This is a genomic window from Tabrizicola sp. M-4 (assembly GCF_051132405.1).
In the GTDB taxonomy this organism is placed as follows: domain Bacteria; phylum Pseudomonadota; class Alphaproteobacteria; order Rhodobacterales; family Rhodobacteraceae; genus Paragemmobacter.
In genome coordinates, this window is the sequence record NZ_CP128606.1 from 1,891,664 (window position 1) to 1,915,407 (window position 23,744).

Annotated in this window: 22 protein-coding genes; 12 read left to right on the forward strand and 10 right to left on the reverse strand. The window is 65.1% G+C overall.

All coding sequences use genetic code 11. From position 1 onward, the window contains the following. Positions 1-7 precede the first annotated feature (7 nt). Both TabM4_RS09140 and serS read right to left on the reverse strand, forming a co-directional pair. The gene (locus TabM4_RS09140) at positions 8-709 is read right to left on the reverse strand and encodes a hypothetical protein (RefSeq protein WP_434621484.1); all 702 of its coding nucleotides are present in this window, start codon (positions 707-709) and stop codon (positions 8-10) included. Further along, entirely contained in the window at positions 706-1,998 is a 1,293-nt protein-coding gene (gene serS, locus TabM4_RS09145; protein ID WP_434621487.1) for a serine--tRNA ligase, read from the reverse strand. Before serS ends, TabM4_RS09140 begins: the two co-directional genes overlap by 4 nt. Positions 1,999-2,379: 381 nt before the next feature. Here serS and TabM4_RS09150 point away from each other — a divergent pair, with 381 nt between their 5' ends. The 10 genes from TabM4_RS09150 (at position 2,380) to TabM4_RS09195 (ending at position 9,859) form a co-directional block, all read left to right on the forward strand. Then, positions 2,380-3,219, forward strand: a complete 840-nt coding sequence (locus TabM4_RS09150) for a 2OG-Fe(II) oxygenase (protein WP_434621490.1) — start codon at positions 2,380-2,382, stop codon at positions 3,217-3,219. A 203-nt stretch (positions 3,220-3,422) separates the two neighbouring features. Continuing rightward, the gene (gene yajC, locus TabM4_RS09155; protein WP_434621493.1) at positions 3,423-3,749 is read left to right on the forward strand and encodes a preprotein translocase subunit YajC; all 327 of its coding nucleotides are present in this window, start codon (positions 3,423-3,425) and stop codon (positions 3,747-3,749) included. Positions 3,750-3,798: 49 nt separating this feature from the next. Then, on the forward strand, positions 3,799-5,466 hold the full coding sequence (gene secD, locus TabM4_RS09160) for a protein translocase subunit SecD (protein WP_434621998.1): 1,668 nt from the start codon (positions 3,799-3,801) through the stop codon (positions 5,464-5,466). Positions 5,467-5,476: 10 nt separating this feature from the next. Beyond that, a complete protein-coding gene (gene secF / locus TabM4_RS09165; protein ID WP_434621496.1) occupies positions 5,477-6,451 on the forward strand; it encodes a protein translocase subunit SecF in 975 nt (324 codons plus the stop codon). A 23-nt stretch (positions 6,452-6,474) separates the two neighbouring features. Continuing rightward, a complete protein-coding gene (locus TabM4_RS09170; protein ID WP_434621498.1) occupies positions 6,475-6,849 on the forward strand; it encodes an Mth938-like domain-containing protein in 375 nt (124 codons plus the stop codon). A 91-nt stretch (positions 6,850-6,940) separates the two neighbouring features. Further along, positions 6,941-7,570: a heme ABC exporter ATP-binding protein CcmA gene (gene ccmA, locus TabM4_RS09175; protein WP_434621501.1), complete on the forward strand. Its 630-nt coding sequence runs from the start codon at positions 6,941-6,943 to the stop codon at positions 7,568-7,570. Positions 7,571-7,718: 148 nt separating this feature from the next. Then, complete coding sequence (gene ccmB / locus TabM4_RS09180; protein ID WP_434621504.1) at positions 7,719-8,375, forward strand: heme exporter protein CcmB; 657 nt, start codon at positions 7,719-7,721, stop codon at positions 8,373-8,375. Positions 8,376-8,431: 56 nt separating this feature from the next. Beyond that, positions 8,432-9,160 carry a heme ABC transporter permease gene (locus TabM4_RS09185; protein ID WP_434621507.1) on the forward strand — a complete coding sequence of 243 codons (729 nt, stop codon included), beginning with the start codon at positions 8,432-8,434 and terminating at the stop codon, positions 9,158-9,160. Further along, positions 9,157-9,318, forward strand: coding sequence for a heme exporter protein CcmD (gene ccmD, locus TabM4_RS09190; protein WP_434621510.1), 162 nt, complete (start codon positions 9,157-9,159; stop codon positions 9,316-9,318). Before TabM4_RS09185 ends, ccmD begins: the two co-directional genes overlap by 4 nt. Beyond that, positions 9,311-9,859 (forward strand): DsbE family thiol:disulfide interchange protein, encoded by a 549-nt coding sequence (locus TabM4_RS09195; protein WP_434621513.1) that lies wholly within the window; start codon positions 9,311-9,313, stop codon positions 9,857-9,859. The genes ccmD and TabM4_RS09195 overlap by 8 nt, the downstream gene beginning before the upstream one ends. Positions 9,860-10,352: 493 nt before the next feature. On the opposite strand, the gene TabM4_RS09200 is transcribed toward TabM4_RS09195, so the two are convergent. Then, positions 10,353-10,691: a TM2 domain-containing protein gene (locus TabM4_RS09200; protein WP_434621516.1), complete on the reverse strand. Its 339-nt coding sequence runs from the start codon at positions 10,689-10,691 to the stop codon at positions 10,353-10,355. A 106-nt stretch (positions 10,692-10,797) separates the two neighbouring features. Beyond that, a complete protein-coding gene (gene acnA, locus TabM4_RS09205; protein WP_434621519.1) occupies positions 10,798-13,482 on the reverse strand; it encodes an aconitate hydratase AcnA in 2,685 nt (894 codons plus the stop codon). A gap of 292 nt (positions 13,483-13,774) precedes the next feature. On the opposite strand from acnA, the gene TabM4_RS09210 reads away from it, so the two are divergent. Then, positions 13,775-14,503, forward strand: coding sequence for a DUF1223 domain-containing protein (locus TabM4_RS09210; protein ID WP_434621522.1), 729 nt, complete (start codon positions 13,775-13,777; stop codon positions 14,501-14,503). A 3-nt stretch (positions 14,504-14,506) separates the two neighbouring features. Here TabM4_RS09210 and TabM4_RS09215 read toward each other — a convergent pair whose 3' ends face one another. The 5 genes from TabM4_RS09215 to dddP all read right to left on the reverse strand — a co-directional run bounded on the left by TabM4_RS09215 (position 14,507) and on the right by dddP (position 19,893). Then, complete coding sequence (locus TabM4_RS09215; RefSeq protein WP_434621525.1) at positions 14,507-15,385, reverse strand: DMT family transporter; 879 nt, start codon at positions 15,383-15,385, stop codon at positions 14,507-14,509. A gap of 62 nt (positions 15,386-15,447) precedes the next feature. Further along, positions 15,448-16,548: a FliG C-terminal domain-containing protein gene (locus TabM4_RS09220; protein ID WP_434621528.1), complete on the reverse strand. Its 1,101-nt coding sequence runs from the start codon at positions 16,546-16,548 to the stop codon at positions 15,448-15,450. A gap of 72 nt (positions 16,549-16,620) precedes the next feature. Then, entirely contained in the window at positions 16,621-16,791 is a 171-nt protein-coding gene (locus tag TabM4_RS09225; RefSeq protein ID WP_434621531.1) for a hypothetical protein, read from the reverse strand. 156 nt (positions 16,792-16,947) lie between these two features. After that, on the reverse strand, positions 16,948-18,249 hold the full coding sequence (purB, locus tag TabM4_RS09230) for an adenylosuccinate lyase (protein WP_434621534.1): 1,302 nt from the start codon (positions 18,247-18,249) through the stop codon (positions 16,948-16,950). 297 nt (positions 18,250-18,546) lie between these two features. After that, positions 18,547-19,893 carry a dimethylsulfonioproprionate lyase DddP gene (dddP, locus tag TabM4_RS09235; protein ID WP_434621537.1) on the reverse strand — a complete coding sequence of 449 codons (1,347 nt, stop codon included), beginning with the start codon at positions 19,891-19,893 and terminating at the stop codon, positions 18,547-18,549. Between the two features lie 126 nt (positions 19,894-20,019). On the opposite strand from dddP, the gene TabM4_RS09240 reads away from it, so the two are divergent. Continuing rightward, on the forward strand, positions 20,020-20,802 hold the full coding sequence (locus TabM4_RS09240; protein ID WP_434621539.1) for a heme-dependent oxidative N-demethylase family protein: 783 nt from the start codon (positions 20,020-20,022) through the stop codon (positions 20,800-20,802). 12 nt (positions 20,803-20,814) lie between these two features. Here TabM4_RS09240 and TabM4_RS09245 read toward each other — a convergent pair whose 3' ends face one another. Then, on the reverse strand, positions 20,815-23,226 hold the full coding sequence (locus TabM4_RS09245; protein ID WP_434621542.1) for an AMP-binding protein: 2,412 nt from the start codon (positions 23,224-23,226) through the stop codon (positions 20,815-20,817). Positions 23,227-23,744 lie beyond the last annotated feature (518 nt).

Here is a 23,744-nt window from a genome sequence, read left to right on the forward strand (position 1 = left end):
CGCCGCCTCAGGCCCGCAACGTGGCGCGAAGGATCAGGGCCATGGCGGCGATGCCAAGGCCGGCAGTGATGGCGACGGCGGGGTTAAGCCCCGCATTCGCCACGACAATTCCGGCAAGCGCCCAGATCACGGTAAGGCCGTAGACCGGCATCCGCGGCTTGCGCCGTTGGACCGTGGTGGCCACCATCAGCGTTGCGATGATCATGGCAAGGGCCGAGGAGGTGTCGGTCAGGAGGCCATAGCCTGCCGCGACCACCCCGGTGGAGACGGCGGCGGCGGCGGAGAGCCAGCCTGCGAGAATGGCGATCGGGCCCGAGAGGAGCCAGCGATCGGTTTCTGTATCGGCCCGCAGGAAGGCGGCGATGGCGGTGGCTGCCATGATCAGGATTGTGACCGTGGCCCAGATCGGCGCGACCGGCGCGATGGAAAGCCATGCCGAACCCAGCGCGATGGCCGCGACGAGCGGCAGGCGCGGCGCGTCCCATGCCGGGTTTTCCGCATGTTTCCAGAGGCCTAGCACGGCATGGGTGATCAGCCAGAGGTAGATCACGCTCCAGATCGCGAAGGCGTATCCGGCGGGTTGGATGGAGGGGCGCGGTATGTTGACGGGGAAGAGCGCGGGATCGTAGCCGCGGAAGGGCGGGGTCAGGAAGGGGGCGGCGCCGAAGGCGAGGGTGACGAGGAGGAGGAGGGCGGCGCGGGCTTTCATGCCAGCGCGCCTTCGGGGGTGATGCGGGTCTTGCCGCCGAGATAGGGGTGGAGGGCGGCGGGCAGATCGACCGAGCCATCGGCCTGCTGGCCGTTTTCCAGCACCGCGATCAGGGTGCGGCCCACGGCCAGACCAGAGCCGTTAAGTGTATGAACGAATTCGGGTTTTCCACCTGCGGCAGGGCGGAATCGGGCGTTCATGCGGCGGGATTGGAAATCGCCGCAGACGGAGACGGAACTGATCTCGCGATAGCGGTTCTGGCCCGGGAGCCAGACCTCCAGATCATGCGTCTTCTGCGCGCCGAAGCCCATGTCGCCGGTGCAGAGGACGATGGTGCGGTAGGGAAGTCCCAGTTTTTCAAGGATATTTTCCGCACAGCGCGTCATGCGGTCATGTTCGGCGAGGCTGGTTTCAGGGGTGGTGATCGACACCATCTCCACCTTTTCGAACTGGTGCTGGCGCAGCATGCCGGTGGTGTCCTTGCCCGCCGAACCCGCCTCGGAGCGGAAGCATTGGGTATGGGCGGTCATGCGGATAGGCAGTTGATTTTCTTCCAGAATATCGCCCGCCACCGTGTTCGTCAGCGTCACCTCGGAGGTGGGGACGAGCCACCAACCATTGGTTGTCTGATAGCTGTCCTCGGCGAATTTGGGCAGTTGGTTGGTGCCATACATGGCGTCTTCCTTCACGAGGACCGGGGTCCATGTCTCGGTTAACGCATGGTCGTTCACATGGGTGTCGAGCATCATCTGCGCGAGCGCCCGATGCACGCGGATCACCGCGCCGCGCAGCACCACGAAGCGCGCGCCGGAGAGTTTGGCGGCGGTTTCGAAATCCATCCCCGGCTTGACGCCCGCGATCTCGAAATGCTCCAGCGGCTTGAAATCGAAGGCGCGGGGGGTGCCCCAGCGGCGGAGTTCGACATTGTCATCCTCGTCCTTTCCCACGGGCACATCGGCCAAGGGAAGGTTCGGAATCCGCATCAGCATGTCGCGCAGGGCCGAATCCTGTGCATCGGCCTCGGCCGTCAACTTGGCGATTTCCGCTTTCTTTTCAGCGACAAGCGCGCGGAGGCGTTCGAATTCGGCATCGTCGCCGCGCGCCTTGGCGGCGCCGACGTCCTTGGAGGCGCGGTTCTGATCGGCGGTGGCGGTTTCGGCCGCGGCGATCTTGGCGCGGCGGTCGGCGTCGAGGGCAAGGATCTCGGGCGAGGCGGGGGGCAGGCCACGGCGGCGCAGGCCTTCGTCGAAGGCGGCGGGGTTTTCGCGGATGGCGCGGATGTCGTGCATGGCCCTGTCCTCTGGGGTGTGAACGGGGGCAGGTATGCCCGTTTTGACGAAGAAGGGAAAGGGGGCGGCAAGGTGCTGATCTTGCTGAAAAACCCTGTGCCGAGGGTTGTGCCGTATTCTGTACCGCAAAGTGTACATACAAAATCCGAGAGGTGAGGCGCGCGCAGGTTGGTTAATCGTGCATGGGCGCACAGAAAGGGCCGACCCCGCCCTTGGCCGGGACCGGGGGGGCGGCCTTGGATCGACTGGCGGCGCGAGGATCGGACCTTTGTCCGGGACCTTGGAGGGATGACCGGGTGGATTGTCGGCGCTAGCCTCGACGATTGGTAATCACTTTATCCGCCCTTCTTTACGCAGTCCCCTTAGCCTTTCGGAGCGCCCATGACCCAACCCGTCCTGCCGATCGACCCCGAAACCCTCTTGATCTCCGCCGATGCCGCCCGCGAGGCGGCCCGCGCCCATGCCGAGGCCTATCGGACGGCCCAGCCCTATCCGCATGGCGGGTTCGACAATTTCCTGCCGCCCGAGATACTGGAGCGTGTCCTGCAAGAGTTGCGAGACCTGCCGGAGGCGGAAACCTCGTTCAACCGGGAGCAGGAGCGGCTGAAATCCAGCTATTTGCCGGAGCGGCTGGGGACCTATACGAAGAACCTGTTCTACGCGCTGAATTCGCGGCCTTTCCTTATGTTTCTTGAGGAATTGACCGGCATCAGCGGGTTGATCCCCGATCCCTATTTCGCGGGCGGCGGCATCCACCGGATCGAGACGGGGGGGCATCTGGACATCCATGCCGACTTCAACCACCACGGCAAGCTGAACCTTGAGCGGCGGCTGAACATCCTGATCTACCTCAACCATGACTGGAAAGAGGAGTATGGCGGGTCGTTCGAGCTGTGGGACAAGGGGATGACGCGGAAGGTGAGTTCCTTCGTTCCGACCTTCAACCGGATGGTCTGCTTTTCCACCACCTCGGACAGTTGGCACGGGAACCCCGAGAAGGTGAACCATCCCGATGGCGTGCCGCGGCAGTCGATCGCGCTGTATTATTACACCGCGACCTGGGATGCGACGCGCAAGAGCCACACGACGCTGTTCCGGCCGCGTCCGGGGACGGGAGACAAGGCCGATACCGAGACGGCGCGGCGCGAACTGGTGCAGGATCTGATGCCGCCGCTGGTCTATCGAAAGATGATGGGGCTGGCGCGGCGGCTGGGCCTTTAGGGGCGGATCACGTTTCGGTGGAAAGGGCGCTGCGAAATGCGCCTTGGGGGCCTTGCCGGTGCTTGGTAAGGCCCTTTCGCATGCCTATATGCGCCGGGTCGGCGGGGCACAGTGGCTGCCTTGCCTTCCCATGCCCCCGCCTTTAGGGTGCGCGCCAAATCTGGCCGGGTGACCCGGCCCAAAGCGACAGTGAGAGGACGCCCATGTTTGCTACGCCCGCCTATGCCCAGGCCGCCGGTGCCGGTGCCGGTTCCGCCTTTGCCTCGTTCATCCCCCTGATCCTGATCTTCGCGATCATGTATTTCCTGCTGATCCGCCCGCAGCAGAAGAAGATGAAGGAGCACAAGGCCATGGTCGAGGCGCTGCGGCGCGGGGATCAGGTCGTCACGCAGGGCGGGATCGTCGGCAAGGTGACGAAGGTGCAGGAAGACAACATGGTGGAGGTCGAGATCGCCGAGGGCGTGAAGGTCAAGGTGATCAAGGGCACCATCGCGCAGGTCATCAACAAGACGGAACCGGCTGCGGCCTGAGCCGGAGCGGACCGATCCGGAGCGGACTGTCGCCATGCAATATACCCCGATGATGACGGCCCCGGCGTGGAAGAAGGCGCTGATCTGGGCGCTGGTGGCGGCAGGTCTGGTTCTGTCTGTGCCCAACCTGTTCTATGGCCGGGTGGAGGCCCATAACGACGCGGCGCTTGCCGTGGAGACTGCGGGTTTCGCCACGGAAGAGCAGCAGGCGGCGTTGGACCTCTGGCCCACGTGGATGCCTTCGGGATTGGTCAATCTGGGGCTTGATCTGCGCGGCGGGGCGCATCTTCTGGCGGAGGTGCAGGTTTCGGACGTCTACAAGGCGCGCATGGATGGTTGGTGGCCGGAAGTGCGCGACGCCTTGCGCGACGTGCGCGACCAGGTGGGCAGCGTGCGGCGGCAGCCGACGCAGGTGCCGTATGAGCTGCGCGTGCAGATCGAGAACCCTGCCGGAATGGCGGCGGGCGTGGAGGCGGTGCGGGCGCTGTCGTCCAATATTGTGACGCTGACGGGGGTGGGGCAGACCGATATCGACGTGACGGCCGAGGGCGATGTGCTGATCGTGCAGCTTTCGGAGGCGGAGCGCGAGGCGGTGGACCTGCGGACGATCCAGCAATCGCTGGAGATCATCCGGACGCGGGTCGATCAGGCCGGAACGCGGGAGCCGACGATCCAGCGGCAGGGCGCGGACCGCATTTTGATTCAGGTGCCGGGGATCGGGTCGGCGGCGGAGTTGAAGGCGCTGATCGGGACGACGGCGAAGCTGACCTTCAACCCGGTGGTGCGGCGTGGCACGGCCGAGGACCGGACGCCGGGGGCGGGGAACATCAGCCTGCCCTCGCTCGACGAGGAAGGGGTCTGGTACACGGTCGAGGAAGTGCCCGTCGTGTCGGGCGATGACCTGACCAATGCCAAAGGGGATTTCGATCAGAACGGGCGGCCTGCCGTGGCCTTCCAGTTCGATGCGCGCGGCGCGCGGGCCTTCGGCGACTATACGGCGCAGAACATCGGGGCGCCCTTTGCCATCGTTCTGGACGGCAAGGTGATTTCGGCGCCGGTGATCCAGAGCCATATTCCCGGCGGGTCGGGGATCATCACCGGGAATTTCACGGTGGAGGAGGCGAACCGGCTGGCGGTGTTGCTGTCGGCGGGGGCGCTGCCTGCGAGCATGACCTTCCTTGAAGAGCGGACCATCGGACCGGAGCTTGGGCAGGATTCCATCGATGCGGGGCGTGTGGCGGCGGTGATCGCCATGGCTGCCGTGAGCGTGTTCATGATTGCGTCCTATGGGCTGTTCGGGGTGTTTGCGGTGCTGTCGCTGGCGCTGAACATGGCGATGATCTTCGGCATCCTTTCGGCCATCGGGGGGACGCTGACCCTGCCGGGGATCGCGGGGATCGTGTTGATCATCGGGATGGCGGTGGATGCCAATGTCCTTGTGTTCGAGCGGATCCGCGAGGAGTTGAAGAATGCCAAATCGGCGGCGCGGGCGATCGAGATCGGCTATGAGCGGGCGCTTTCGGCCATCGTGGACGCGAACCTGACGACGCTGATCACCTCGGCGGTGCTGTTCACCATGGGGGCGGGGCCGGTGCGGGGCTTTGCGGTGACGCTGGCCATCGGGATCGTGACATCGGTCTTCACGGCGCTGTTCGTGACGCGGCAGATGGTGGAAACTTGGTATGGGCTGCGCAAGCCCAGCACCGTCTACGTGTGAGGGGGGCGGAATGGCCTGGAGATTGCGGCTTGCACCGGAAAAGACCAGTTTCGATTTCTTCCGCTTTCAGTGGCTGACCTTCGGCGGGTCTATGCTGTTGATGGTGGCGGCCTTTGTCGCCTGGGGGGTGATGGGCCTTAATTTCGGGATCGATTTCAAGGGCGGCACGACGATCCGGACGGAAAGTGCCCAGCCCGTGGATGTGGGGGCCTATCGCGCGGCGCTTGAGGGGTTGCCCTTGGGCGATGTGGCGATCACCGAGGTTTTCGATCCCAGCTTCGGGCCGGAGCAGAACGTGGCCATGGTGCGCATCGCGGCGCTGGATGCCACGGAGGCGGTGACGCCCGAGACGATTGCGGCGGTGGAAGAGGCGCTGCGGACCATCGATCCGGCGATGACCTTTCCCAGCGTGGAAAGCGTGGGGCCGAAGGTTTCCGGCGAATTGGTCTGGGGGTCGATCATTGCTGTGGCGCTGACCTCGGCGGCGGTGCTGGCCTATATCTGGATGCGGTTCGAATGGCAGTTCGCGCTGGGGGGTGTTCTGGCGCTGCTGCATGATGTCTTCATCACCATCGGCATCTTCGCGCTGTTCCAGATCAAGTTCGACCTGACGATCATCGCGGGGCTTTTGACGATCCTTGGCTATTCGATCAACGACACGGTGGTGGTCTTTGACCGGCTGCGGGAGAATCTGCAGAAGTACAAGACCATGCCGTTGCGGGACGTTATGAACCTGTCGGTGAACGAGACGCTGAGCCGGACGCTGATGACGTCGACGACCACGCTGATCGCGGTGGGGATCATGATGGTCTTCGGCGGCGACGTGATCCGAGGCTTCTGCTTTGCCATATTTCTGGGTGTGATCCTCGGGACCTATTCCTCGGTCTATGTGGCGAAGAACATCGTGCTGATGATCGGGCTGGACCGTAGCGAAAAGCCCAAGAACAAGGGCACTCCGGATGAATTTGCCAATGTGGATGCCTGAGCTTTGGGCCTGAGGGGGCACGGATGCGGCTTACCGAGATCAGCTATGGCAGCGCGCAGCCGGTGGAGGGGTATGGGCCCGGTTTCTTTCGCGTGGGCGGACATGTGCTGCGCGGGGCCTGCCTGATCACGCCTTGGGATGCGGGGCCTTGGGGCGGGTTGGAGGATACGGGCGTTCCGCTTGCCATGGCGGGGCGGATCGACGTGCTGCTGCTGGGCATGGGGGCGGAGATCGCCCATCCGCCAAGGGCCTTTCGTGAGGCGCTGGAGGCGGGCGGGATCGGGGTGGAGGTGATGTCTTCGCCCGCGGCCTGCCGGACCTACAACGTGCTTCTGGGCGAGGGGCGGCGCATCGCGGCGGCGCTTCTTCCCGTGTTCCAGCCGGGGAGCGGCGCATGAGCGCCGCGGACGAAAAGTTTTCGGAGGAAACTTTTCGGGAAAAATCTTCGGAGGAAGATTTTTCGCAGGCGGCGGGGGCCGGGGACGCGGCATGGATCTGAGCGTCGAGGGGCTGGCTGTCGCGCGTGGCGGGATAGCGGTGCTGGAGGGGGTGTCCTTTCGGCTGCGGGCGGGCCGTGCCCTGATTCTGCGGGGGCCGAACGGGGTGGGCAAGACCACGCTGCTGCGCACCATCGCGGGGTTGCAGCCTGCGCTTGACGGGTCGGTTTCCGTTCCGGCAGAGAGCATCGCCTATGCCGCCCATGCCGACGGGTTGAAGGCCGTGCTGACGGTGGAGGAGAATCTGCGCTTCTGGGCCTCGGTCCATGGGATGCGGGATGTGGAGAACGCGCTTTTGGCGATGGACCTTGTGGCCTTGCGTGGGCGGTTGGCGGCGAATCTGTCGGCGGGGCAGAAGCGGCGGCTTGGACTGGCGCGGCTGCTGGTGACGGGGCGGCCCGTGTGGCTGCTGGATGAGCCGACGGTTTCGCTGGATGCGGCGAGCGTCGCGCTCTTTGCCGGGGTGGTGCGGGCGCATCTGGCGGGCGGGGGGGCCGCGCTGATGGCCACGCATATCGATCTGGGTCTGGCGGAGGCGGAGGTTCTGGACCTTGCGCCCTTCCGGGCGCGGGCGCCTGTGGCGGGCGGGCCTGTCGGGGCCTTCGATGAGGCGTTTTCGTGAGGGGGTGGCCCCTTTCCCCGACCCTCTCCCCCATGGGGAGAGGGGGCGCGGTCGGGTTGGCCGCGCGCGGGATGGCTGATCCCGGGAGGGCTGTCTGCCCTCCCGGACCCACCCGAGGATATTTGGGAACGGATGAAGGGGGCGCGGGATGTGGGCGCTCCTGAGCCGGGATTTGCGCTTGGCGATGCGGGCGGGGGGCGGGTTCGGCTTGGGGCTGGCCTTCTTCCTGCTGGTGGCGGTGCTGGTGCCCTTGGGTGTGGGGCCGGAGGGCGGGGTTCTGGGGCGGATTGCGCCGGGGATATTGTGGGTGGGGGCGCTGCTGGCCTGCCTTTTGTCGCTGGACCGGATCTTCGCGCTGGATTTCGAGGATGGGTCGCTTGACCTGCTGGCCACGAGCCCGATGCCGATGGAGGGGGTGGTGGCGGTGAAGGCGCTGGCGCATTGGCTGGTGACGGGGTTGCCGCTGACACTGGCGGCGCCGGTGCTTGGGGTGTTGTTGAACCTGCCCGTGGCGGGCTATGGCTGGCTGGTGCTTTCGCTGCTTTTGGGGACGCCCGCGCTTTCGGTGATCGGGTCCTTTGGCGCGGCGCTTGTGGTGGGGGTGAAGCGGGGGGGATTGCTTCTGTCGCTGCTGGTGTTGCCGCTTTATGTGCCGACGCTGATCTTCGGGGCGGAGGTGGTGAAGCGGGGGGCGGCGGGGATGGAGGTTTCGGTGCCCCTTCTGCTGCTGGCGGGGATCACGCTTGGGGCGGCGGCCCTGCTGCCTTTCGCGGCGGCGGCGGCGATCCGCGTCAATCTGCGCTAGGCGGCGCGCGGGATAGTGAATTGAGGCCTGCGGGCCGAGCGGGTAGGGAAGGGCGCATGTCGATCTGGGAATATGCCAATCCGAAGAAGTTCATGCAGACCTCGGCGGGGCTGCTGCCCCTTGTCTGGGGGGTGACGGTGATCTGTCTTGTGGTGGGGCTGATCTGGGGGTTCTTCTTCACGCCGGATGATTTCCGGCAGGGGTCGACGGTCAAGATCATCTACCTGCATGTGCCGAGCGCGATGATGGCGATCAATGCATGGGTGATGATGCTGGTGACGAGCCTGATCTGGCTGATCCGGCGGCATCACGTATCGGCGCTGGCGGCGAAGGCGGCTGCGCCCGTCGGGTTGACCTTCACGATGATCGCTCTGGTGACCGGGGCCTTCTGGGGGCAGCCGATGTGGGGGACGTGGTGGGCATGGGACCCGCGGCTGACCTCCTTCCTGATCCTGACGCTGTTCTATCTGGGCTATATCGCGCTGTGGGAGGCGATCGAGAACCCCGATACCGCCGCTGATCTGACGGCGGTGCTGTGTCTGGTGGGGTCGGTCTTTGCGCTGCTGTCGCGCTATGCGGTGCTGTTCTGGAATCAGGGGCTGCATCAGGGGGCGTCGCTGTCCTTGGACAAGGAGGAGAATGTGGCGGATGTGTTCTGGTTCCCGCTGCTGGTCTGCATAGCGGGCTTTGTGCTGTTGTTCGTGGCGCTGGTGCTGATGCGGACACGGACAGAGATCCGGGCGCGGCGGTTGCAGGCGCTTTTGGCGCGGGAGCGGCTGGCATGATGCCGGATCTGGGGAAATATGCCTTTGCGGTGCTGGCCTCTTACGGGGCGTCCTTGGCGCTGTTGGCGGCGGTGGTGGGATTGACGGTCTGGCAGGGGAAGCGGGTGAAGGCGCGGTTGCGGGATGTCGAGGCGCGGCAGGGGCGGGACGATGGCTAAGTGGCTGATGGCGCTGCCGCCGGTGCTGTTTCTGGGGCTGGCGGGGCTGTTCTATGTCGGGATGCAGCGCGAGAATCCCGATGATCTGCAATCGGTCTTTCTGAACAGGCAGGCGCCGCCGGTGCCGGCCGCGGGTTTGCCGGGCTATCCGTTGCTGACGGATGCCGATCTGCGGGCGGGCGAGGTGACGGTGGTGAATTTCTGGGCGAGCTGGTGCCCGCCTTGCCGGGCCGAGCATCCGGTTCTGCTGGAGATGGCGGAGCGGGGCATCCGGGTCGCGGGCGTGAACATGCGCGATCAGGAGGCCGATGCGCTGGCCTATCTGGCGGATGAGGGCAATCCGTTCTTTGCGCTGGGGTTCGATCCGACGGGGCGCGACCGGGTGGAATGGGGGGTGACCGCACCGCCCGAGACCTTCATCCTGCGGGGCGACGGGACCGTGGCCTTCCGCTTCATAGGGCCGCTGGTGGGGACGGATTACGAAGCGCGCTTCGTGCCTGCGCTGGAGGCGGCGCTGGCGGAGGAAGCAGCGGGGAGTTGAGGCCGTCGCCACCGAAGTAAGCGAAAAGGGGGGCTGATCCAGCCCCCCTTTCCAATTTCCGCCCAAGGGCGGTTACCGGGTAATGACTTGGGAAAAGACGAACACAAGCCCCGGACAGAGGGCGCACCATTCACTGTCGTCACGCACCTGCAATGGCAAGCAACAGCAGGGTGGCAAGGAAGAGACCCTCGCCGAAGGGCAGACTATGGCCGGTCAGGACCGAACGCTTCGTTTCAGGTGGGGGCGTGAGAACGATCATCTGGTCTTCCCGGCGTCTCAGGTTACGCGACGAGATCAGGATAGCCGAATGCACAGGAGAATCGGTCCGGTTTGTTGGAAACAGATCGTTTCCGGTGAACCGGTGGCAGGGAGCCGCGATTTAACCTTTCTTGCGGGCAAAATGCGGCGGCAAAAGGGCGCAAAGGCGGTCTTGATGTGGAAACCGGCGCGTGGGCAAGGGCCGCGCGCCGGGACGGTGTGGCTGTGCGGGAGGTCAGGCCTCGGCGCGGGTGGTGAGGGCCACTTCGTTCATGATGCGGAGGCGTTTGTTGTTGGCGTCCTTGTCGACGAGGCCGCTGATCAGGAAGACGTCGACAATCCACCAGATCGCGAAGATGATCAGGAGCGGGATGCCGATCAGGATGCCGCTGAGCAGGAGGCCGCCCCAGCAAAGGATGAGCTGCACGATGCCGATGCCGACGGAGCCGAGATAGAACCTGTGCGCCGCGAAGCCGCCGAGGAAGAACCACAGGAGATAGGCCACGCCCGCGGATTTCTTTTCGTTGGACAGGCGCTGTTCGACCAGCATCTGCTGTTGGGTGGAAAGCTGCATTGGTCCCTCATCACTTCCTTGTGAGGAAGGCCTAGCATGTAAGGAATTTGAATCAATAGGATTTTTGGAAACGCGGGTGGCCCCGCGTTTCCAGTTGGTTCCGAATTCAGGCGGCGAGGTTGCGCAGCACGTAGTGCAGCACGCCACCATGTTCGACATATTCGATCTCGATTTCCGTATCGATGCGGCACTTGATCTGGATCGTCTTGGTGGTGCCATCCGCATAGGTGATGTGGCAGGGCACGGTAGAGAGCGGTTTCAGATCGCCTTCAAGCCCTTCGATGGAGACGGTTTCGTCGCCCTTGAGGCCCAGCGATTTGCGGGTGTCGCCATTCGTGAATTCGAAGGGGATGACGCCCATGCCGACGAGGTTGGAGCGGTGGATACGCTCGAAGGACTCGGCGATCACGGCCTTGACGCCCAGAAGCGCCGTGCCCTTGGCCGCCCAGTCGCGCGAGGAGCCTGCGCCGTATTCGATGCCGCCGAAGATGACCAGCGGGGTACCGTTGGCCTGATGCGCCATCGAGGCGTCGAAGATGGAGGTCTGCGCGCCGTCGGGGCCCTTGGTGTAGCCGCCTTCGACGCCGTCCAGCATCTCGTTCTTGATGCGGATATTGGCGAAGGTGCCGCGCATCATCACCTCGTGGTTGCCGCGGCGGGCGCCGTAGGAGTTGAACTCGCGCGGTTCGACGCCGCGTTCGGTCAGGTATTTGCCCGCCGGGGTGGTGGGTTTGAAGGAACCCGCCGGGGAGATGTGGTCGGTGGTGATCATGTCACCGAGGAGCGCGAGGACGCGGGCGTTCTTGATGTTCTTGATGGTGCCCGGCGTTTTCGCCATGCCGCGGAAGTAGGGCGGGTTCTGGATGTAGGTCGATTCCGCGGGCCAGTCGTAGGTTTCGGCCTCGGTGATCTGGACGCCCTGCCATTTTTCGTCGCCCTTGAAGACGTCGGCGTATTTCTTGAGGAAGGCCTCGCGCGTCACGGTGGCGTGGACGAGGTCGGCGATTTCCTTGTTCGTCGGCCAGATGTCCTTGAGGTAGACGGGTTTGCCATCCTTGCCCGTGCCGAGCGGTTCGGTGGTCAGGTCGATGTTCATGTCGCCTGCCAGCGCGTAGGCCACGACCAGCGGGGGCGAGGCGAGGTAGTTGGCGCGGACGTCGGGCGAGATGCGGCCTTCGAAGTTGCGGTTGCCGGAGAGGACGGCCGTGGCGACGAGGTCGCCTTCGGCGATGGCGGCCGAGATTTCCGGTTGCAGCGGGCCGGAGTTGCCGATGCAGGTGGTGCAGCCGTAGCCCACGAGGTTGAAGCCCACGGCATCGAGGTCTTCCTGAAGGCCTGCGGCGTTGAGGTATTCGGAGACGACCTGCGATCCGGGGGCGAGGGAGGTCTTCACCCACGGCTTGCGGGTGAGGCCGAGGGCGCGGGCTTTGCGCGCCACGAGGCCTGCGCCGATCAGGACGTAGGGGTTGGAGGTGTTGGTGCAGGAGGTGATCGAGGCGATCACGACCTTGCCGGAGGAGAGTTTGTAATCCTCGCCCTTCACGGCCACTTCGACGCCCAGCGGGCGTTTAAAGGAGGCTTCCATCTCCTTGGCGAAGGAGGCTTTCGCATCCGTCAGCGGCAGGTAGTCCTGCGGGCGCTTGGGGCCGGAGATGGCGGGGACGATTTCCGACATGTCGAGGTGGAGCGTCGAGGTGTAGACGGGGTTGTAATCCGGGCCGCGCCACATGCCGTTGGCCTTGGCATAGGCTTCCACCAGCGCGATGCGGGCCTCGTCGCGGCCCGTCTGGCGGAGGTAGCGCAGGGTTTCATCGTCGATCGGGAAGAAGCCGCAGGTGGCGCCGTATTCGGGGGCCATGTTGGCGATGGTCGCGCGGTCGGCGAGCGGCAGGTGGTCGAGGCCTTCGCCGTAGAATTCGACGAACTTGTTCACCACGCCGTGCTTGCGCAGCATCTGCACGACCTTGAGGACGAGGTCGGTCGCCGTGGTGCCTTCGCGCATGGTTCCCGTAAGCTTGAAGCCCACGACTTCGGGGATGAGCATGGAGACGGGTTGGCCGAGCATCGCGGCCTCGGCTTCGATCCCGCCGACGCCCCAGCCGAGGACGGCGAGGCCGTTGACCATCGTGGTGTGCGAGTCGGTGCCGACGAGGGTGTCGGGATAGGCGACTTCATGGCCGTTCTGGTCGGTATCGGTCCAGACGGTTTGGGCGAGGTATTCGAGGTTGACCTGATGGCAGATGCCGGTGCCGGGCGGCACGACGCGGAAGTTGTTGAAGGCCTTCTGTCCCCATTTCAGGAAGACGTAGCGTTCCATGTTCCGTTCGTATTCACGGTCCACGTTGGCCTGGAAGGCGCGGGGGGTGCCGAATTCGTCGATCATCACCGAGTGGTCGATGACGAGGTCGACGGGAACCAGCGGGTTGATCTTGGCGGCGGAGCCTTTCAGCCCGAGGATGCCGTCGCGCATCGCGGCGAGGTCCACGACGGCGGGAACGCCGGTGAAGTCCTGCATCAGCACGCGGGCGGGGCGGTAGGCGATTTCGCGCGGGTTCTTGCCGCCCATCTTGGCCCAGTCACCGAAGGCGCGGATGTCGTCGAGGGAGACGGTCTTGCCATCCTCGAAGCGCAGCATGTTCTCCAGCACCACCTTCAGCGCGGCGGGGAGGTTGGAGAAATCCCCAAGGCCCGCAGCCTGTGCGGCTGGGATGGAGTAATAGGCGACGGACTTGCCGCCTGCGGTCAATGTCTGACGGGTTTTTGCGCTGTCATGTCCGACGGTGACGGTCATGGATGCCTCCTGCAAATGGCTGGTGTTCCGGGTGGCGGAACGGATGGCGGTGCGGGTCCGATGCATCAGGAATATGTGTGATGCAAGGGATTCCTGCGTGTTGTATGCAATTGTATGCAGAAAATCCAGCCCGAATTATGGCGGGACGGCAGGGTCCTGCGGGCGGGGCTGCGGCATCGAGGCCACGCGCGGCGGTGAAAAGCGGGGGCGGTTGCCTCGCAAAACCTTGATTGGCGGGGGCGGCGGGCTTTTTGTAACAGGAATGGGACTGGGGACGAGCGGGAAGGAACCGATGCGACATTTCGTCAGCGCTGCAATTGGCGCGACCCTTGCGCTTGGCGTGCCTGCATTTGCCCAAGATGCCGGAGGGGACGAAGCGGCGGGGATGACCTCGCCCGTGGTCGTGGAACTTTATACGAGCCAGGGCTGCGCCTCTTGCCCGCCGGCGGATGAGTTGCTGGCGGAACTGGCGGCGCATGAGGAGGTGATCCCGCTGGCGCTGCATGTGGATTACTGGGACTATATCGGCTGGCAGGACAGTTTTGCCCGTCCGGAATTCACCGAGCGGCAGAAAAGCTATGCCCGCGCCGTGAAGAGCCGGATGGTGTACACGCCGCAGATGATTGTGGGCGGGGTGGATCGGGTGGAGGGCACGGCCCCGGATGCCGTGGTGAAGCTGATCGGGAAGCATCTGGCAGAGCCGCAGCCCGTTCGCCTGACGGTGGAGCGGGTGGGCGACCTGATCGTGATCCGGGCGGTGGCGGAACCGCCGCTGAGCGCGCCCGTGGATGTGCAGATCGTGCGCTATGAGCCCTCGGCGGAGGTGGCGATCGAGCGGGGCGAGAATGCCGGGAAGACGGTGACCTATCACAACATCGTCACGGAATGGGCGACGCTGGCACAATGGCCGGGAGTGGCGCCGCTGGAGATCTCGGCCCCTGCGCCGGGGGCGCAGCCGGTGGTGGTGATCCTGCAGGAGCCGGGTCCGGCGGAAGTGCTGGCGGCGGCACGGGTGGAGTGACGGCTAACCCTGCCCGCGGCGCAATTGCGTTTCCCGGTGCCAGATGTAGAGGCCAGAGGCCACGATGATGGCCGCGCCGACGAGGGTGAGCAGGTCGGGCCATTCGTCATAGAGGACGATGCCCCAGACGGTTGCCAAAAGGATGCCCGCATAGCCGAAGGGGGCGAGGATCGAGGCCTCGGTCATGGAGAAGGCGCGGATCAGGCAGATTTGGGCGGCGGTGCCTAGGCATCCCACGGTGACGAAGCGCCAGATGTCATGGGGCGCGATGGGCTGCCATGCGCCGGGCAGGAGGGCGGTGGTCACGATCATGCCGAAGAGCGCGCCGTAGAGCATGGCGGTCCACGGGGATTCGGTCATGCCGACCTTGCGCGTCAGCAGGGCGGAGGCGGCATAACTGACCGCGCAGCCCAGCGGCAGGAGGGCGGCGGGGGTGAAGACATCGGCGCCGGGGCGGATGATGATCATCGCACCCACCATGGCGGCAAGGACGCCTGCGATGCGGCGGGGGCCAAGCTTTTCGCCAAGGAAGATCGCGGCGCCCAGCGTGATGAGGACGGGGTTGATGTCGGCCAGCGCCGTTGACTCGGCCAGCCCGATATAGGCGAGCGAGGCGAAGAAAAAGCCCGTCGCGCCCAGTTGCGTGGCCGAACGCAGGAGGTGCAGCCACGGGTGGCGGGTGCGGGCGATGGTGGGCAGGGCGCGGTTGACGATCACGAGGACGAGGAGGACCTGCCCGGCAAAGCGTGCCCAGATGACCTGCGTCGTGGGGTAATCCTGCACGAGGCCCTTTGCCAGCGCATCCATCGCGGTGAAGAGGAGGAGGGCCGCCAGCATCAGGAGGATGCCCTTGCGGGTGGAGGCGTCGGTCGGGGTCTGCATAGGGCGTCCTTGGTGCTGGGCGGACCCTAGGCGGGGGCGTGGGAAGGTGCAAGCGGGTGGGTTCAGGCATCCTCGCCCTCTTTCTGCAAGAGGGTGAGTTCGCCCGCCGCTTCCAACCCCCGGATGGCGGTGATGATGGCGTTGAAGGCGGCATCGGCATCCTTGGGCTGGACCTTGCCGCGGGCAGCCATGTCTTCGCGCATCTGTTGCACCATGCGGGGAGAAAGGGCGGAGAGGATCTGTTCGACGACGGGGGCGAGGGCGGGGTCGGCGGTGGCGGCGGCGAAGGCGGTGGTGATCTGCGCGGGATCGGTGGCGCGCAGGACGCGGGGCATGTCGCGCGGCGAGATTCGGGCGGGGATATGGGCGAAGGTGAAGATGGCCTTGCGGACCTGTTCGGCGAATGCCGCATCCTCGGCCTCCAGCCCGGCGAGGACATCGTCGCGGGTGGTGCTGGGTGAGACGTTGAGGATGGCGCCGATACGGTCGACCGGGCCAGAGGTGAAGGCGCGGGGCGGGCGTGCGTCGAGTTGCGCGACAAGGGAAAGGCCGATGCGGCGGAGCGTTTCCGGGCCGATGGTGGCGGTGCGCGACATGGCCAGCGCGATGCGCCGCGCGCGGTCCCCCGGCATGCGGCCAAGGATTTCGGCGGCGCGGGGGACGGGGAGTTTCGACAGGGTGACGGCGGCGGTCTCGGCAGCCTCGTCCGCGAGGAGGGGCAGGAGATCGTCGGGCGGGAGGGTGGCGATCCGCTCCCAAGGGTCGGATTTGGCAGAGGCGGCGGCGAGGCGGCGCAGGCGGCTGGCGGCATTGGGCGAGATATGACCATCGACGAGGGCGAGCGCCCCATCGATGCCCTGCGGGAAGGTGAGGCCGGTGGCATCCAGCGCCTGTGTGAAATCATCTATGACGGCGGCTAGGGTTGCGCGGTCGACGAGGCCCATGCGGGCCATCTGTTCGGCAAGGCGGGTCTGGTGCTGTTCGGGAAGGTCCGACAGGGGCAGCGGGTCGCCCTGCGCGAGCATGAGCCGCACGATGATTGCGGCCTTTTCTACCGGTGTGGTGGTGCGGGGAACAAGGTCGCCCGCGCGGGGATCAGGGCCGTGGCGCGGCGTGGCGAGCGTGGCGATCTGGGCGAATTGGACAGGGCTTTCGTCCTGCATGGCGACCTTCCCGTGACATGTTTCCGGGAAGGGTAGGCGGGCCGGGTTAACCGGCCCTTACCAAGCCCCCGATCAGGAGGTGGTCTGCGGCACGCAGCTGCCCGAGGCCGCGTCATAGACGGTGCCCTCGGCGCAGGACGAGGCGGATTGCTGGGTCTTTTCCCAGTTGCAGCCGCCGCCGGCGAGGGCGAAGGTCGGTGCAAGGGCGAGGGTCAGGGTGATGAGGGTCGTCTTGATCTTCACGGGTCGTCCTTTCTTTCGCGAGTTGCTAAGTGGCAGGGCGACCGGCCGTCGGAAAATCCGCATCCGGTACGTATCTTTCAAGGTAACACAGAATTGGCGCTGGCAAGGATGGTTTTTTCCATCCCTGCCACGGGTGCATTTCACGCTTTCGTGAGGTCAGCCGAAGACGCGGGCGAAGATCGTGTCGACATGTTTGGTGTGATAGCCCAAGTCGAATTTCTCTTCGATCTCGGCCGGCGAGAGGGCGGCTGTGACCTCGGGGTCGGCCAGCAGTTCGGTCTTGAAGTCGGCGCCCTGTTCCCAGACCTTCATCGCGTTCCTTTGCACGAGGCGGTAGCTGTCCTCGCGGCTGACGCCTGCCTGCGTGAGCGCGAGGAGGACGCGCTGCGACATGATCAGGCCTTTGAACTTGTTGAGGTTCTTCAGCATGTTCTCGGGGTAGATGACCAGTTTCTCGACCACGCCCGCAAGGCGGTGGAGCGCGAAGTCGAGGGTGATGGTCGTGTCGGGGCCGATGGCGCGTTCGACGGAGGAATGGGAGATGTCGCGTTCGTGCCAGAGGGCCACGTTTTCCAGCGCGGGCGTGACGGACATGCGGACGAGCCGGGCGAGGCCGGTGAGGTTCTCGGTCAGCACCGGGTTTCTTTTGTGCGGCATGGCGCTGCTGCCCTTTTGGCCGGGGGAGAAGAATTCCTCGGCCTCCAGCACCTCGGTGCGCTGCATGTGGCGGATCTCGACCGCGATGTTTTCGATGCTGGAGGCGATGACGCCCAGCGTGGCGAAGAACATGGCGTGGCGGTCGCGGGGGATGACCTGCGTGGAGATGGGTTCGGGGGTGAGGCCCAGCATCTTGCAGACATGTTCCTCGACGCGGGGATCGATATTGGCAAAGGTGCCGACGGCGCCCGAGATGGCGCCTGTGGCAATCTCGGCCCGCGCATTGACGAGGCGCGTGCGGTTGCGGGCCATTTCGGCGTAGAAGCGCGCGAAGGTCAGGCCCATGGTGGTGGGTTCGGCATGGATGCCGTGGCTGCGGCCGATGCGGACGGTGTCCTTGTGCTCGTAGGCGCGGGTTTTCAGCGCGGCAAGCACGCGGTCCATGCCGGCAAGCAGCAGGTCGGCTGCGCGGGCAAGCTGGATGTTCAGGGTGGTGTCGAGGACATCCGACGAGGTCATCCCCTGATGAACGAAACGCGCCTCGTCATTGCCGATGATTTCGGCGAGGTGGGTGAGGAAAGCGATGACGTCGTGTTTGGTGACGGCCTCGATCTCGTCGATGCGGGCCACGTCGAAAGTGGTGTCCTTGGCTTTCCAGACGGCTTCGGCATTGGCCTTGGGGATGACGCCGAGGGCGGCTTGCGCGTCGCAGGCATGGGCCTCGATCTCGAACCAGATGCGGAAGCGGGTCTGGGGTTCCCAGATGGCGACCATGTCGGGGCGGGAGTAGCGGGGGATCATGGCGGGCCTCATGTCAGGACGGGACGCGCAGGCATTACGCCGGGACGGGGAGCGAGGCAAGGCGCTGGGAGGGATCGGGGGGGACGAATTTTCTGCGAAAATTCGGAAAGGAAGGGGGACTTTGCGTCCCCCTCGGCGCGTGCCGCGCCTCACCCCCTGCAGGATATCTGTCGAACGGATGAAGGGAAGGAACCGGCCCTCCTGCTTCATCCGTTCTGCAAATATCCTCGGGGGTGAATTGGCCGCAGGCCAAGAGGGGGCGGATAGCCCCCTGATTTTTCGCAGAAAAATCGTGGCTCAGGGCTGGCCCATCAGGGCGCGGTCGAACGGGTAGCGGGTCAGGTTCTCGCAGCCGGTTTCGGTGATCAGCACCTGATCTTCGAGCTTTATCGAGAAATCGCCGCCTTCCGGGCTGACCAGCGCCTCGACGCAGATCGTCATGCCGGGTTCGAGGACGGCGTCGAAGGCACCCTCCATCCAGCCGTCAGGATAGGTGACATAGGGCCATTCATCGCAGAGCCCCACCCCGTGCATCTTGCAGGAATATTTCTGCTTCCAATACTGGTCGTCGAGTTGGTGCCCGCCGAAGGTGAGTTCGCGGATGGAGACGCCGGGTTTCAGCCGCGCCTGATGGTCGCGGATATGGTCGAGCGCATGGGCATAGGCCGCGATCATCGCATTGGTGGGGCGTTCGTCGCCCACCCACCAGGTGCGGGAGATGTCGATGCAGAAACCGTAGGCGCCGATCAGGTCGGTGTCGAAGGCGACGATTTCATTGTTCTGCACGATGCGGGGGCCGCATTCCTGAAACCACGGATTGGTGCGGGGGCCGGAGGCGAGGAGGCGCGTTTCGATCCATTCGCCGCCGCGCCGGATGTTTTCGGCGTGCAGGACCGACCAGATGTCATCCTCGCTGATGCCGCCTTTCGGCACGTTCTCGCGGGTGAAGGTCTCCATCGCGGCCACCGCGCTTTCGCAGGCATGGGCCGCGCAGCGCATCGCTAGCATGTCATCGGGGCCCTTGATGGCGCGGGTGCGTTCGGTGACTTCTTCACCCTCCATCACCTGAAACCCGATCCCTTCCAGCGCGCGCAGACCGTGGACCATGATCTTGTCCACGGCGAGGCGACGGTTGGTGCCTGCGTGTTCGCGCATCACCTCATCCACCTGCGCGGCGAAGGCGCGGGCGGCGGCTTCGCCCCGGTCACCGGTGGAGTTGTAGAAGAAGGTTGCGCCCGAACGCAGTTCCTTGACCAGCGGGTTGAAGGTCACGAGGAAGGGGGAGTTCTTGTATTCCCACATCACCATATGCCCGTCGGCGCAGAGCAGGCAGGCGCGGAAGGGGTTGTGGGTGTTCCAGAGCTGCATGTTCGTCGTATCGGTGGCGTAGCGGATGTTCAGCGGATCGAACATCAGGAGGCCGCCGTAATCGCGGGCGTGGAGCGCCTTGACCAGACGGTCCCAACGGTAGTGGCGCATCCGGTCGAGGTTCGGAGGGGTGAGACCCGCCGCCTCCCATTCGGTGAAGGCGAGTTGGGTGGGGCCGATCTCGACGCGGTCATTGTCATTCGGGGTGCCGTCGGCGAGCCGGGGGCCGCGCGTCGGGTCGATCTTGCGGCGGTCGGCGTGGTATTGGACGGTCATGCGGCATCCCCCCTGCTGTCATCGCGATGGTGGCGGGGGGAGGGCCTGCGCGATTGCCGGGGGGCGACGGCTTGCGTCGGTTTCAGACCGGGTTGCACGGGTTTCGCGCGGCGGCTAGCAAGGGGCATGCGTGTGCCCGTGCTTCAGGACAGTCTGCCCCATGTGCCTTGGATGGAGGCGGCCACGGCGCGCCTGCCGGGGATGCGACCCTGCGGGGCGGAGGACTGGATCCGGGCGGACGAGGCCTTTGCGGGCCAGATGGCCGAGCGCGATTGGTTGATCGCGACGCGGCTGCCTCTGGTGCATGCGCTTTTGCCCGAGGGGCGAGTGGCGGCGGAGGAATTGCTGGAGGCCGTGCTGGAAATCCTGTCGCGCCGTCCGGGCTATGCCGTCGGTGCGGGGGCGGTGACGCGGCCCGACGGGGTGGTCGTGCCGCTGGATGGGCGCTTTCCCATGGTGACGCTGGGGCGGCTGGTGCAGGAGGACCTGTGCCTGATGGAGCGGCGGGGCGAGGAAAGCGTGATGACGGGGGCCATCCTGTGTTTCCCGGCAAGCTGGACGCTGGCGCAGAAGATCGGGAAGCCCATGACCGGCATCCATCGCCCGGTGGCGCATTACGATGCCGAGCTGGCGCGGCGCGTGCAGCGCCTGTTCGACATGGTGCGGCCGGGCCAGCCGATGGAGCGGTACAACGCGTTGGTCTATGACGACCCGACGCTGCATCAGCCGCGCGTGGAGGGTGACCGGCGGCCCTATGCGGTGGAGCGGCTTTACATGCGGTCGGAGCGGCAGGTGATCGCGCGGCTGCCCCGGAGCGGGGCGGTGGTGTTTTCGATCCACACCTATATCGTCCCGCTGGAGCGCCTGTCGCCGGAGGCGCGGGAGGCCATGGCAGGCGCGGGGCTTTGACGCCCCGGCGCGTCAGGCGTTTTGGGTGATGTGTTTCCGAGCCTGCAGGAAACGGCGTTCAAGATAGCTGTAGACCTGCATGCCCGCGATTCCGATGGTGACGGAGAGGACCAGCGAAATCCAGGGATGGGGTTCGCCGAAGGTCTTGTTCACGATCTGGATCGTCGTCTCGTGGCAGAGGTAGATGAACATCGATGCGGAGGCGATGTTGGCGATGACCAGTTTGGCGGCGGCAGGCAGGCGAATGCTGCGGACGAACAGGATCAGCAGGCAACCGCCGCCGACGTAATAGGCGGCCGAGGTGAACTGCCACTGGATCAGGATCGCGATGAGCGACACGGTGAGGGCCAGAAGGCGCGACTGAAAGTCGTTGGCATTGGCGATGATGATGCCCACCACGAAGGGCCAGGCATAGTGCCACGGCGTGCGGTGGAAGTTGTAATCCATGTTCCAGATTTGATCGAGCGCATGGTCGAAGCCGATGACGAGGGCGAGGACGGCAATCGCGCTGTACATGGGTTGGCTGCTGAAGACGGCGCGGACCTTGGGAATGGAGAAGAGCAGGGCCGTGAGGAGAAGCAGCTGGATGTAGAACTCCACGAAATAGAACAGGAACATGTGCAGCGAACTGGGATCGAGGAAGTTCGACACCAGCAGGAGTTGCATCAGGTTGAATTCCTGCGTCGCGACCTCGAGGACGGCGATGACCATCATCGTGGGAATGGCCACCGAGGCGACAGTGCCGAACAGGGTGCGCACGCTTCCTGTGCGGATGATTTCGGGCAGTTGGAAGCGGGCGACGGAATAGCCGGCCAGCATGATTAGGAAATAGGCCGCGCCCCAGTTGGAACTGTAGATGAAGGCGTTGGTGTGCAGGCCAAGAATGCAGAGGATGAAGAAGGACCGGGTCAGCGTCACGGTTTCGAGGGGAAGCCAGCCGGATTTCGGCCTGCCTTCGACGTGTTTCTGCAGTTGCGCCGCCGTGAGGGATTCCCATTTGTCGGGAAGGGCGCCGAAGCGCTTTTCGAATGCAATGGAAAATTTGATGTAGTGGAGCGAATCCCCGCCGAGGGTTTCGAAGGTGTCTTCCTCGCGGATCGTCTGGCCGGGAAATTCATGCTGGAAGAGAGAACGCACATCGGTGACGGTGCCGGTCGCGGCAGGTCCCTGGGTCTGTGCGGGAGGCTGGGCGAGGTAGCGCTCGGTAAGGACCTTGCGCTGGATCTTGCCGGTTTCGGTGCGGGGCAGGCCGTCGACGGCCATCACCCGCAGCGCGGTGCCTGCTGCCACGCCCATCTCGCGTAGGGCGGCATCCGCGACGGGGCGGAGGCGATCTGCGGCGGATTGGTCGCCTTCGATCGCGACGAGGATACCGTCGCCGCGTTCGGCATCGGGGATGCGCACGACGCAAAGTTGGGTATCGGGCGCGAGACGGGCGCGCAGTTGGGATTCCAGTTGATCGGGAACGATCTTCACGCCCGCGCAATTGATCAGGTCGTCGGCGCGGCCGTCGAAGAACAGATCACCGTCGGACATGTGGCCGAGGTCGTTCGTCTGTAGCCAGCCTTCCGCGTCAAGAAGGCTGTGGAAACCGTCGGCATCGATGCGCGAGGCCGCCACATGGGGGCCGCGGATGCGGATGCGGCCGGAGCTGTCCAGACCGATCTCGGTCTTGCCCAGCGGTCGTCCGACGGAGGCGAGGCGAGAGGGTTCCACCTCGGAAATTTGGAGGAAGGTGCTGCGCGAAGCCTCGGTCAGGCCGTAATGCTGCACGATGCGCGCCTTGGGGAACATGGCGCGGATCGCCAGTTTCTCTTCGGCTGTCATGGGTTGCGAGCCGATCTCCATCCAGCGCAGGCGGGAGCCCGCCTGCCCGATGATCTCGGGCGAGGCGAGGAGGAGGCGCAGGAGGCTGGGCACCGCGGAGAGGGCGTTGATCTGATCCGCGGCCAGCATGCGGGCGAATTCCATCGGGTCGAAACCGCGGGGCGGCATGTAGGCCTGGCCACCGACGGCGCTGATCGCGCGGAAGCGGGCGAGGCCGAAGCTGAAGGTCGCGGGAATGCCGACATATTCGCGGATGTCGGATGTCATCTGCATGGCATCGATGATGCGGCGGGTGGCATCGGCGAGATTGCCATGCGTGAGGACGATGCCCTTCGGTTTCCCCTCTGTGCCGGAGGTGTAGCTGATCTGGGCGATGTCATCGCCGTCTTCGATGGCATGCCGTGCCGTGAGCCATCCAGTCCGGCCCCCGGGTTGGATGCAGCGGTCGATGGTGATGCCCGGAAGGTTCCCCGCCTGTGCCGCGTCCGAAAGCATGACGAGGGGAACATGCGCCGCGTAGAGGGCAAAGACATGGTCCACGAAATCGAGAGAGTTGGTGCGGACGACGCCGGTCGCCACGAGTGCTGTCTTCGTCATGTTCAGATCCCGGACGCGCGATCCCAAATGAGTCCCTCAGGGTGAGGTAGACTCCTGTTAACGTTGGTATACAAGCCCTTCTCTGTGGCGGCGGTGTGGCCGAACGCGCTCGGAATGTGCAATTCCTGTGAAATGCTGTGGATTGTTGACGGATCGTGAGAATTCTCGCGGCGAGTATCGACAGTGCTGGGCTGCCCTCGGCGATGAAGGCGGGTTGCAGGCTGATCCCTTCGGGGGCCCAAGGCGATGCCTTTTCCGGACAGGGCGGGGCATCCTGCCGGGGATGCGAAGGTTGACCGCGCGTTGCCGCTTCGGTGTTCATCGGAACGTGGATGCCTGTCCGGGCGCAGAAATTCGGTGATCCAGCGGACTGCGAAGGCGTCACCGCGCTGAGTGCCGGAGGGTACGGCATCAGGCGGTGGCCATTTGCCCAGTGATCCCAGCGCGACGGTCATCATCCCCGACGCTGTCGCCTGTGTCGCCCCGGTGGGGGCATGTCATTTGCGTGCTTTGGCGAT

What these genes read in the sequence shown, in the direction of transcription:
- secF (WP_434621496.1), top strand. Translation starts at nt 5,477, where the DNA reads ATGGCCTGGAGATTGCGGCTTGCACCGGAAAAGACCAGTTTCGATTTC.
- TabM4_RS09215 (WP_434621525.1), bottom strand. Translation starts at nt 15,385, where the DNA reads ATGCAGACCCCGACCGACGCCTCCACCCGCAAGGGCATCCTCCTGATG.
- TabM4_RS09140 (WP_434621484.1), bottom strand. Translation starts at nt 709, where the DNA reads ATGAAAGCCCGCGCCGCCCTCCTCCTCCTCGTCACCCTCGCCTTCGGC.
- TabM4_RS09240 (WP_434621539.1), top strand. Translation starts at nt 20,020, where the DNA reads ATGCGTGTGCCCGTGCTTCAGGACAGTCTGCCCCATGTGCCTTGGATG.
- TabM4_RS09245 (WP_434621542.1), bottom strand. Translation starts at nt 23,226, where the DNA reads ATGACGAAGACAGCACTCGTGGCGACCGGCGTCGTCCGCACCAACTCT.
- yajC (WP_434621493.1), top strand. Translation starts at nt 3,423, where the DNA reads ATGTTTGCTACGCCCGCCTATGCCCAGGCCGCCGGTGCCGGTGCCGGT.
- ccmA (WP_434621501.1), top strand. Translation starts at nt 6,941, where the DNA reads ATGGATCTGAGCGTCGAGGGGCTGGCTGTCGCGCGTGGCGGGATAGCG.
- secD (WP_434621998.1), top strand. Translation starts at nt 3,799, where the DNA reads ATGATGACGGCCCCGGCGTGGAAGAAGGCGCTGATCTGGGCGCTGGTG.
- serS (WP_434621487.1), bottom strand. Translation starts at nt 1,998, where the DNA reads ATGCACGACATCCGCGCCATCCGCGAAAACCCCGCCGCCTTCGACGAA.
- TabM4_RS09220 (WP_434621528.1), bottom strand. Translation starts at nt 16,548, where the DNA reads ATGCAGGACGAAAGCCCTGTCCAATTCGCCCAGATCGCCACGCTCGCC.
- dddP (WP_434621537.1), bottom strand. Translation starts at nt 19,893, where the DNA reads ATGACCGTCCAATACCACGCCGACCGCCGCAAGATCGACCCGACGCGC.
- ccmD (WP_434621510.1), top strand. Translation starts at nt 9,157, where the DNA reads ATGATGCCGGATCTGGGGAAATATGCCTTTGCGGTGCTGGCCTCTTAC.
- purB (WP_434621534.1), bottom strand. Translation starts at nt 18,249, where the DNA reads ATGATCCCCCGCTACTCCCGCCCCGACATGGTCGCCATCTGGGAACCC.
- TabM4_RS09200 (WP_434621516.1), bottom strand. Translation starts at nt 10,691, where the DNA reads ATGCAGCTTTCCACCCAACAGCAGATGCTGGTCGAACAGCGCCTGTCC.
- acnA (WP_434621519.1), bottom strand. Translation starts at nt 13,482, where the DNA reads ATGACCGTCACCGTCGGACATGACAGCGCAAAAACCCGTCAGACATTG.
- TabM4_RS09150 (WP_434621490.1), top strand. Translation starts at nt 2,380, where the DNA reads ATGACCCAACCCGTCCTGCCGATCGACCCCGAAACCCTCTTGATCTCC.
- ccmB (WP_434621504.1), top strand. Translation starts at nt 7,719, where the DNA reads ATGTGGGCGCTCCTGAGCCGGGATTTGCGCTTGGCGATGCGGGCGGGG.
- TabM4_RS09170 (WP_434621498.1), top strand. Translation starts at nt 6,475, where the DNA reads ATGCGGCTTACCGAGATCAGCTATGGCAGCGCGCAGCCGGTGGAGGGG.
- TabM4_RS09195 (WP_434621513.1), top strand. Translation starts at nt 9,311, where the DNA reads ATGGCTAAGTGGCTGATGGCGCTGCCGCCGGTGCTGTTTCTGGGGCTG.
- TabM4_RS09185 (WP_434621507.1), top strand. Translation starts at nt 8,432, where the DNA reads ATGTCGATCTGGGAATATGCCAATCCGAAGAAGTTCATGCAGACCTCG.
- TabM4_RS09210 (WP_434621522.1), top strand. Translation starts at nt 13,775, where the DNA reads ATGCGACATTTCGTCAGCGCTGCAATTGGCGCGACCCTTGCGCTTGGC.